This window comes from Salmonella sp. SAL4457 (assembly GCF_046548235.1).
Classification (GTDB): Bacteria; Pseudomonadota; Gammaproteobacteria; order Enterobacterales; family Enterobacteriaceae; genus Salmonella; species Salmonella enterica.
This window is the reverse complement of record NZ_JBGDZO010000569.1, coordinates 1-268: the sequence shown is the minus strand read 5'-3', so window position 1 is coordinate 268 and position 268 is coordinate 1. Positions and strand designations below refer to the sequence as shown.

Genomic DNA, 268 nt, shown 5'->3' with positions numbered 1-268 from the left:
GCGCCATGCTCTCCGAGAGTCCGGTGACCCCCTTGTTGCCGGGCATCGGCAACGACCACAGCGGCCCCAGGCGGGGGAAGAACAGGAACAGCAGGAGCATCAGCGGCAGCGCCTGCAGCAACAGCCCGCCGGCCAGCCGCAGGGTCGGCCAGGGCCGGCTGGCGAAAGCGCTCTGCTGCAAGCCGATCAGCGCCGCCAGCAACGCGGTCACCGGCAGCAGGCTGTACAGCGCGGCGAGGAAACCGTCGTCGAACAGGTAGCCCACCAC

The 268-nt window shown here is 70.1% G+C and carries 1 protein-coding gene; it reads right to left on the bottom strand.

The genetic code is table 11. The annotated features are described in order from the left end of the window. A partial coding sequence (locus tag ACLJNW_RS25485) for a transglutaminaseTgpA domain-containing protein (protein ID WP_410961404.1) occupies positions 1 to 268 on the bottom strand: 268 nt, incomplete at both ends.